The following is an 8,907-nucleotide window of genomic DNA, read 5'->3' on the forward strand; positions in this document are numbered from 1 at the left end:
TACAAGCTCCACACCGCGATCATCACGGACGGCATTCTTGACAAGGCACCACCCAGCTAAACGCAACGGCGTTGCACCTGGCGGGACGCCACCCTGCGGCAGTCGGCAGTCACCCACCTGAGGAGAGGCGGTTCTCCAGTGCCCGGGCCAGCGGGTAGGCGCGCTCTGTGGGGAACAGTCGCTGAGCTTTCGCGGCATGCCCAGTCTGTGTCAGGACGTGGCCTTGCGGACCTGCGGGGTGAGGTCGGTGAGACTCACAATCCAGTCGTCGGTGAACGTGCGAATCAGGTGGCGGCCGATGCCGACCTGGATGATGTAGTGGTTGAGCGCCGCCCCGCGCGGCGAGCGCTCCGGGTCCCACTGGACATGCACGGCCGCCTCGGCGATCCCGCTGGGCTGCGGTCGTGAGCACGGCCTGGGACAGGGTTTCCTCCCATCCCTCGCGCGTTATCCGTACCGCGAGAACGCGCTCCTGACCGGGTTTGCGGGCCCAGTTGCTGCGGTGCATCAGCCACATGAACGACGGCTTGATCCACGTATCCTGTGGAATGAGAACGGCGTGACGAAGCGGCCTGCCCGCAGTGCCGCGTCGGCGATGACAGGCGCGTACGCCTGGTAGACCAGGATCGTGCGAGCGTCGTAGTCGGCACGAATTTGATACTGAGGTGCCATGGCGGCACCCTGTCATCCGTCCCATGAACCTCGCGAGCCGTTTCCTCGCACTGCCGGGCGGTGCTGCTCAACTGCGCCCTGACCGCGACCATGCACGGCCGCGGATGTCGTCGTGACGGCGCTGCCCGCCCCGCACGTCTACGGCAACGTGGTGATCAACGGCACGTTCCCGGCCGGTGGCCGGTACGCGATGATGCTCGCCGACCCGGCGCTGGCCACGGCCGACCTGTCAAAGCCCCGCCAGCCGAGTCCTGCTCTTCACCGCTTTCCCCGAACCCGCCGCCGTCGCACCGGCGTTGGCCGCGGGGGCCTGCGGGCTGCTGGTCAAGGACGCCGACGGCACGGCCGTGCGCGACGCGTTCCGCAGCGTCGTGCGCACCGGAACGTTCCGCACCGAGCGGTCCGCCCCCTCCGCGGCCCCGGTCACCGCCCGCGAGTACGACGTGCTCCGGCTTGTCGCGGCCGGGTACACCAACCCCGAGATCGGCGACGAGCTGAACCTTTCGGTCAACACGGTCAAGACGTACCTACGGGAGATGATGAACAAGCCAGCCGCCAGCAACCGGGCCCTTATGAGTCCGCCCTCGGTTCGGGCACTACGGAGCGACCACGACCTCCCCAAATGCGGAGCGCAGCTCAGGGGGAGGCAACTGGTCGGTGACGAGGACGTCGATGACCGACAGGTCACCGAGGGCCATCGCCTTCTTGCGGTCGAACTTGGTGTGGTCGGCGGCGACAACGACCCGGTCCGCGAGATCGAGAAGTGTGCGGCGCACTTCGACCTCGGCGGGGTCGAAGTAGGTGATCCCGCGGTCGACCGACAGTCCGCCGCAGCCGAGGATCATCAGATCCAGATGGATCTGCGGCCTTTCCTGCGCGGCCGTGGAGGCGACCAGGCTCAGTTCGGGTGTCATGAGCCCGCCCAGGACGAGGACCCGGCTCCTCGTGTCGCGCAGTTCGAACGCCGCGTGGAGTGAGTTGGTGATCACGGTCAGATCGTCCCGGACGGCGAGTTCCGCGGCGACGGCGGTACAGGTGGTGCCGGTGTCGATGCCCACCGAGGCAGCTGGCCTGACCAGGTCCGCCACGGCCCGCGCGATTCTCGACTTCTCGGACGTCATCGTCGAGGACCGGGACCCGTAGGCGGGTGCCCGGCGTGGCACGGCGCCGCCATGGACCCGGTCCAACAGCCCTGCCTGATCGAGCTCGGCCAGGTCGCGGCGGATCGTCATGCCGGACACCCCGAAGCGCTCCGCGAGCGTGTTGACGTCGACCTGCCGGAATTCCTGCAAGGCACTGAGGATGGCTCGCTGTCGGGAGTTGCGCACGGGTTCCATCTCGTCTTGAGCCACGCTCATCACGCTATCCGGCCTCCTGCTCTGGGCTGCAACCAGGGGTGACCCACTGCTGCCACCCCGTCCAGCTGTGTTCATGTGAACATTACAGCGACTCGTTCGACCTGTCGCGACACCTGCTCACACGGGCGGCTTCGGCTCGATACAGGTGATTCCGTGGCGAGAACCCATTGACCCGCCCGCTCCCTGCGGCTACGTTCCGAGTCACCCAATGTTCATTCGAACATCGTCGTTCGGAGGTCCCCATGGCTGTCGCCATCAAAGCCGGCATTGAGAAGGTGCCCGGCGGGCTGATGCTCGTCCCGATGCTCGTCGGAGCCGTGGTGCACACGGCGGCGCCGGGCTCCGGAGAGTTCTTCGGTTCCTTCACCGGAGCCCTGTACACGGGCCTGCCCGCGATCCTGGCCGTCTTCTACGTGTGTCTGGGCGCGACCCTGGACGTGAAGGCGACGCCCTACATCGCCAAGAAGGGCGGTGTGCTGCTGGGGACCAAGGTCCTGTTCGCGCTGGTCGTCGGTATCGTCCTGGGGAGGTTCCTCGGCGAATCGCCGGTCAGCGGTGGTGTCTTCGCGGGATTGTCGACGCTGGCGGTCGTGGCGGCGCTGAACGACACCAACGGCGGCCTCTACATGTCACTGATGGCCCAGTTCGGGCGTAAGCGCGACGTCGGCGCCTACAGCGTCATGAGCCTGGAGTCCGGGCCCTTCCTCACCATGGTCACGCTCGGCGTCGCCGGTCTGGCCGCCTTCCCCTGGCAGACCCTGGTGGGGGCGATCCTGCCGTTGGTGCTCGGGATGCTCCTGGGCAACCTCGATCCCGAGATGCGTCGCTTCCTGGCCCCCGCCGTGCCGGCGATCGTGCCGTTCCTCGGGCTGTCACTGGGGCTGACGCTCAACCTGACCGCCGTCTGGGAGGCCGGTCTGCTGGGGGTCGGGCTGGGGCTGTTCGTGGTGCTGGTCGGCGGGGCGGTGCTGCTGCTGGCCGACAAGGCGAGCGGTGGCGACGGCATAGCGGGCCTGGCAGCGGCGACCACCGCAGGCAACGCGGCAGTGGTCCCCTCGATCGTGGCGGCCGCCAATCCCGTCTACGCGCCGGCCGCCGAGTACGCGACCGTGCTCGTCGCTTCATCGGTCGTGGTGACGTCGATCCTGTGTCCGCTGATCACCGTCTTCTGGGCACGCCGGATCCTGAAGCAGTCCGCCACGGCCGACGGACTCGGCGATGCAACAGCCGACGGCGATGGGCCGTCCTCCGCCCCGCCTCACGCGGTCGGCGCAAGCAGGGAAGGCGCCGCACAGCACGACGGCACCTGAGACGAACGCCCCTCACACCACAGTCGTCGAGAAACGGAGAACCCATGCGTGACCAGCGGGTCGTGCGCTGCACCTACTACCTGGAGTCGGAGACCGATCCGGAGCAGGCTGCCGCGGCCATGGCCGGGGAGCAGTCCAGTGGCACCTTCGTCGCTGTGCCCGGCGAGTCCCCCCGCATCCGAGAACGGCATGCCGCGAAGGTCGTCAGCGTGCGGGACCTGGGCGCGCGCAGCCCGTCGTTGCCGTCGCGTTCCCGCCCCGAGGCGGTGCGGGCCGCTCTTGTGGTGGTCGAGTTCCCGATGGAGAACATCGGCACCGACCTGGCGACCCTGCAGACCACGATCGCGGGCAACCTCTTCGAGCTGGGCGAGCTGTTCGCCTGCCGCCTGGAGGACATCGAGCTGCCGGACGAGTTCGTCGCCGCTCACCCGGGCCCGGCGTTCGGCATTCCGGGCACCCGCAGGCTGATGGGGGGTGCCGAGGGCGTCATGATCGGCACCATCATCAAGCCGAACGTCGGTCTGGACGAGAGCGAGTTCCGCCTGGCCGTACGGGAGTTGGCCAGGGCGTCGGTTGATCTGATCAAGGACGACGAGCTGATGACCGATCCGGCGTACCTCCCGTTGGAGCGCCGGGTCGCCGTGGCCACCGAAGAGATCCGGGAGGCCGAGCAGCTCACCGGCCATCCGGTCATGTATGCCTTCAACATCACGGGGGACCTCGCAGGGCTCCGCCGGCGCCACGATCTGGTGGTCGAGGCGGGCGGCCGGTGCGTGATGCTCAACGTCCCCGTCATGGGACTGCCCGCGCTGGCCTGGCTGCGGGAGTTCTCCGAAGTCCCCGTGCACGGGCACCGCGCCGGACTGGCCGCATCGATGCGCTCACCGGCGCTGGGGATGTCGTACCGGGTGTGGCAGCAGCTGGCCCGCCTGGCGGGAGCCGACCATCTGCATGTCAGCGGTCTCGGCAGCAAGTTCTACGAGACCGACGAGGAGGTCGCGGCCCACGTACGCAGCCTGCTCGAACCCCTGGGCAAGACGCTGAGTCCGGTACCGACCCTGTCGTCCGGCCAGAACGTCACCACCCCGGCACCGACCTTCACCGCGGTCGGCTCGACCGACCTTCTGATGCTCGCGGGCGGCGGCGTGGCAGCGCACCCCGACGGACCGGCGGCCGGCGTGCGCAGTCTCCGGGCCGCCTGGGCGGCCGCCGTCGACGGTGTTCCCCTGGACGTGGCGGCACACGCAGCGGCCGAGGCAGGCGACCGGGCGCTGCTGCACGCCGGGCGCGCGTTCGGAGGTGTGGCCTGACATGACGTACGTCAGTTTCGTGGCCGACGACCTGACCGGTGCCAGCGATGTCCTCGCACAGGCCCACCGGCACGGTCTCGACGCCGTGCTCGTCATCGGGGACGGCAGTCGGCCGCTGCCCGCCGACTGCGATGTCGTAGGGATCGCCGGACCGTCTCGTTCGCTCGGCGGGGCGGCCTTCGACGAGCTGGTGCGCGCACAGCTGGAACGCATCGCCACCGTCGATGCCGAAGTGCTGATCTACAAGGTCTGCTCGACCTTCGACAGCGCCCCCGCACGCGGCAGCATCGGCAGAGGCATCGAGCTGCTGCACGAGCGCTTCCCTCACCACGGCCCGGTCGCGGTCGCACCGGCACAGCCGGGCTTCGGTCGGTACACCGCCTTCAGCAACCACTTCGCCGGTTACTCCGGCGACGCCTACCGGCTCGACCGGCATCCCGTCATGGCGCAGCATCCATCGACCCCCATGCACGAGGCCGACCTGCGGCAGGTGATCGCCGAGCAGCTGCGTACCGGCGAGATCCCCGGGGCCATCCACCTCCCTGCCCACGCCGATGGTTCCTTCGGCGAGCAGTGGGCGACGCTCCGGCGCTCCAGCCGGGCCGCCTTCGTCGTGGACGCCGTCGAGGACGGCCACCTCGACACCCTCGCGCTGGCACTACGAGAGGACGACACCCGGCAGGGCCCCTCGATCGTGGTCGGCTCCGGCGGTGTCATGGCAGCCCTCGCCCGCACCGCCACCGGGCGGTCCGACGTGGCCGACAGCGCCCAGCCCGCCTCCGGGCCCGTGTTGGCCGTCAGCGCGTCCGCCTCCAGCACGACTGCCGCACAGATCGCCGACGCCGTCGCGCACGGCTGGGCCGAGCTGGCCGTGCCCACGCAGTTGCTCAACGGACAGGATCCGTCCCTGCTGGACGATCTGGAGAAACGTGCGGCGGCCTTGCTCATGGCCGGACGGAACGTCATCGTGCACACCACACGCGGTACACAGGACCCCCGCTACGCCGCGGCCGGTCCCCTCGACGCCGCCCATGTGGGCGGACTCCTGGGCACCCTGGCCGGAAACCTGGCCGTCAAGGGCCTCACCCGGGACGTCGCCGTGCTTGGCGGCGACACCTCCAGCCACGCACTGCTGGCCATGGGGGTGAGCGAGCTGCGCGTCGCCACCCAGTTCGTCACGGCCGCCCCCGTCTGCCGTACCGACAGCGAAGCGGCCGTGGCCGGCTGCCGGCTGCTGCTCAAGGGCGGACAGGTCGGTCCGGTCGATGTCCTCGAACGCTTCGCGCAGCCGCAGCCGCAGCCGCAGCGGCAGTCGCAGTCGCAACCCGCGACCTGACCACCGTCCGTCCGGGCCACCAGTCAACCCGCCACGTACAAGACACGAAGGAGTGTGCATTCATGAGGGCAGTCGTCAAAGCAGTCGCGGACAGGGGAGTCGAGTACGTCGCCGATGCGCCCGAGCCGAAAGCCGGGGACGGCGCGGTCGTGGTGGAGATCGCGGCGGCCTCGTTGTGCGGCACCGACCGCGAATGCTACGAGTGGTCACCGGCGGCCCAGGCGTTCAACCTGGGACTTCCCGTCGTACTCGGTCACGAAGCGGCGGGCACCATCGTCGAGGTGGGCACCGGGGTGGAGAACCTGCGCGTCGGTGACCGCGTCGCTCTGGAAAGCCACCTGGCGTGCGGTCAGTGCTTCGCATGCCGGACCGGGGACGCTCACACCTGCGAGCGCACGCAGATCCTGGGCATGCACTTCGACGGGGTCTTCGCCGAACGCGTCGCCGTTCCGCAACGCATCTGCGTCCCCCTTCCCGACAGCGTGCCCCTGGAGACCGGCGCACTGCTGGAGTCGGCCGGCGTCGCGGTGCACGCCATTCAGCGCGCCGGGTATTCGGTGGCCGGCCGCGGCGTACTGGTCAGCGGCGCCGGGCCGGTGGGCATGGTCGTCGCGCGACTGGCAGCGCTCATGGGTGCCGCCTACGTGATCGTGATCGAGCCGAATCCGTTCCGCCGCGCCGAAGCCGAACGGCTCGGAGTGATCACGATGGAGCCCGGAGACGGGGTCGCCGAGCGCAGCCGCGAACTCAGCGGCCACCGCGGCGGGGCCGACGTCGCCTTCGAATGCTCGGGAGCGGCCGCCGCGCTCCCGTCCCTGTTCGACGCCGTGCGCCGGGAAGGAACGGTCGTGACCGTGGGGCACCCGGGCCGGCCGGTGCCGATCGACGTCGCCGCCCAGATCAACAAGCGGGGCATCACACTGCGGGGCATCTTCGGCCGCCGCCTGTGGGAAACCTGGGAGCAGACGCTGCTCCTGCTGAACTCCGGACGCCTGGACCTGGACTGGCTGATCACGCACCGACTGCAACTCAGCCAGGTCGACCAGGCGATCGACCTGCTCACCGGGGATGCCTGCAAGGTGCTGCTGGTACCAGGGCTGGGCTGACGCTCCGATACCGGCCGGAGCCCGCAGAGGACGCGGCGGTAGGGGGCTGAAGGTGAGCGGTGTAACTCCCGGGCTGGAAGCGACAGTTGATGGCTGACGTGACGAGTGACATCGGGTCCGGGGAGGCCGCTGTGGGTGCGACGAGCGCCGTGGATGACGGGCTGGTCGCCAGAGTCGGTGGCCCGGGCTCAGGCCGGCGGGGTGAAGCTCACCGGGGAGGGCGGCCAGGTGTCAATAGGACGACGCCCGGGCCCGCGTGATGTATCTGGGCAATACCGGTCCGGTCCGTTAGCGGTGTCTGTCGCTGCGCTGGGCCCATGCGAAGGGGACCGCCCAACTTCAGCGTGTGTCCATACGGAGTGCTGGAGCTGAACGATGCGCGGATCGGCCGTGGGGTGTTGTCACACCTGACTTCGGGGGACTCGCATGGCTCTGACCTGCGTGAATGCCGAGTGATCTGGATCGGGCGGTCCCAGGCAGAGATCGAACAGGCGCGGGCGGACTGGATGACGGGTTCACGCTTCGGTGAGGTGAAGGGGTACGACGGTGATCCGCTGTAGGGATGTTTGCGTTTTGGTGACGCTGTCGAGTGGGGCGCGGTCGGGCGATGCCTCCCGCGGTCGGCCGCTTGCTGTCTCGGCCTGGGGTGGTCGGCGGTTCCACAACGTGGCCGTCCGCAGGCAGCTGTGGCAGACCTCTTGCCGACTTTTCCGACGCTTGGTCAGGCCAGGTCGCGGCCCGGATGAACGCTGACCTGACGCGTAGTTGAGGCAGGTGTCGTCGCTGCTCGCTGCGCACCGCACTATCCGTCTTGGCGTCGCGGTTTCCGGGTGGCCGCCCCGCCAGGGGGCGTGACGCCGTCGCCGTGGCATTCGACGAACTTGTTCACCATGCCCTCGGCGCGCAGCAGTTCGGTCAGGGCGGGGTGAGGTCTGCGGCCCCGAGGCCCTGGGCCCTCGGACGCCCAGCTGATGACACCCACCCCTCCGCGGACATCTGCGGTCGCAACGGGGGCGGTGTGCAAGCCGGGCGCCGCCTCGAATCGGCGGAGCGGCGGTCTTGACAGGGGGCTGCGGGTCGGGCTTCCTTAAGTCTGTTGCGTATCAAGATACTGTTGTGTAATTAGCAACAGGCCTGCCTTGGTGGGGCGGCTCCCCGAACGGCGGCCGCGATGCCCGGCGATGGAATGGCTCTGTTTCCCCTATTACCGCGGAGTAGCGCTACAGATGACTCGCAAGCCACCTGCCGAGGACCCCGGTGACGCCCGACTGGGGGTCGGCCCGCCGAAGGAGTACGCCGCCGGTCTCCCCGCGGTCACCTCCTCGTTGCGGCACGCCGGCGAACAGATGGGGGCCCGTCGCAGCCTCCTCACTCTGCTCCGGGTCAATCAGAAGCAGGGCTTCGACTGTCCGGGCTGTGCCTGGCCCGAGCCGGAGCACCGGCACAGGGCGGAGTTCTGCGAGAACGGTGCCAAGGCGGTGGCCGAGGAGGCCACCGTGCGCCGGGTGACCCCGGACTTCTTCGCCGAGCACACCCTGGAGGATCTGCTTCCGCGCAGCGACTACTGGCTCGGGCAGCAGGGACGTCTCACCCACCCCATGTACCGCCCGCCAGGCGCCGACCGCTACCGGCCGATTTCCTGGGACGACGCGTTCGCCGTGATCGCCCGCGAACTCGACGCGCTCGACAATCCGGACCAGGCCGCCTTCTACACCTCCGGGTGAAGTTTCCCCGTGATCTCGGACACGTGATCGTTATGCCGCGAGGGCGTGCTGATGCCGCTGCCTGGTCTCGGCCGGGGTGAGGTAGCCGAAA

General features: G+C 69.2%; 5 protein-coding genes and 4 pseudogenes. 7 read left to right on the forward strand and 2 right to left on the reverse strand.

Annotated features, from left to right (window positions below; genetic code table 11):
- Window positions 1-109: 109 nt before the first annotated feature.
- Window positions 110-672: pseudogene (locus AB0D34_RS47120) on the reverse strand (DUF4291 domain-containing protein).
- 371 nt (window positions 673-1,043) lie between these two features.
- Here AB0D34_RS47120 and AB0D34_RS47125 point away from each other — a divergent pair.
- Window positions 1,044-1,229, forward strand: a pseudogene (locus AB0D34_RS47125) (LuxR C-terminal-related transcriptional regulator); the annotation flags it as partial.
- A gap of 39 nt (window positions 1,230-1,268) precedes the next feature.
- Here AB0D34_RS47125 and AB0D34_RS47130 read toward each other — a convergent pair.
- Window positions 1,269-2,024, reverse strand: a complete 756-nt coding sequence (locus AB0D34_RS47130) for a DeoR/GlpR family DNA-binding transcription regulator (RefSeq protein ID WP_362674357.1) — start codon at window positions 2,022-2,024, stop codon at window positions 1,269-1,271.
- 248 nt (window positions 2,025-2,272) lie between these two features.
- Between AB0D34_RS47130 and AB0D34_RS47135 the strand changes: the two genes are divergently transcribed.
- The 6 genes and pseudogenes from AB0D34_RS47135 to AB0D34_RS47160 form a co-directional block, all read left to right on the forward strand.
- Complete coding sequence (locus AB0D34_RS47135; RefSeq protein ID WP_362674359.1) at window positions 2,273-3,340, forward strand: 2-keto-3-deoxygluconate permease; 1,068 nt, start codon at window positions 2,273-2,275, stop codon at window positions 3,338-3,340.
- A gap of 44 nt (window positions 3,341-3,384) precedes the next feature.
- The gene (locus tag AB0D34_RS47140; protein WP_362674361.1) at window positions 3,385-4,650 is read left to right on the forward strand and encodes a RuBisCO large subunit C-terminal-like domain-containing protein; all 1,266 of its coding nucleotides are present in this window, start codon (window positions 3,385-3,387) and stop codon (window positions 4,648-4,650) included.
- A 1-nt stretch (window position 4,651) separates the two neighbouring features.
- A complete protein-coding gene (locus AB0D34_RS47145) occupies window positions 4,652-5,986 on the forward strand; it encodes a four-carbon acid sugar kinase family protein (protein ID WP_362674363.1) in 1,335 nt (444 codons plus the stop codon).
- Window positions 5,987-6,048: 62 nt separating this feature from the next.
- Window positions 6,049-7,092: an alcohol dehydrogenase catalytic domain-containing protein gene (locus tag AB0D34_RS47150; RefSeq protein WP_362674365.1), complete on the forward strand. Its 1,044-nt coding sequence runs from the start codon at window positions 6,049-6,051 to the stop codon at window positions 7,090-7,092.
- Window positions 7,093-7,550: 458 nt separating this feature from the next.
- Window positions 7,551-7,652: pseudogene (locus tag AB0D34_RS47155) on the forward strand (pirin family protein); the annotation flags it as partial.
- 666 nt (window positions 7,653-8,318) lie between these two features.
- Window positions 8,319-8,813, forward strand: a pseudogene (locus tag AB0D34_RS47160) (molybdopterin-dependent oxidoreductase); the annotation flags it as partial.
- Window positions 8,814-8,907: the final 94 nt, after the last annotated feature.

This window comes from Streptomyces sp. NPDC048420 (assembly GCF_040651535.1).
In the GTDB taxonomy this organism is placed as follows: domain Bacteria; phylum Actinomycetota; class Actinomycetes; order Streptomycetales; family Streptomycetaceae; genus Streptomyces.

Excerpts from the sequence above, each read along its gene's own strand:
- AB0D34_RS47135 (WP_362674359.1), top strand. The coding sequence starts at position 2,273 with ATGGCTGTCGCCATCAAAGCCGGCATTGAGAAGGTGCCCGGCGGGCTG.
- AB0D34_RS47140 (WP_362674361.1), top strand. The coding sequence starts at position 3,385 with ATGCGTGACCAGCGGGTCGTGCGCTGCACCTACTACCTGGAGTCGGAG.
- AB0D34_RS47145 (WP_362674363.1), top strand. The coding sequence starts at position 4,652 with ATGACGTACGTCAGTTTCGTGGCCGACGACCTGACCGGTGCCAGCGAT.
- AB0D34_RS47150 (WP_362674365.1), top strand. The coding sequence starts at position 6,049 with ATGAGGGCAGTCGTCAAAGCAGTCGCGGACAGGGGAGTCGAGTACGTC.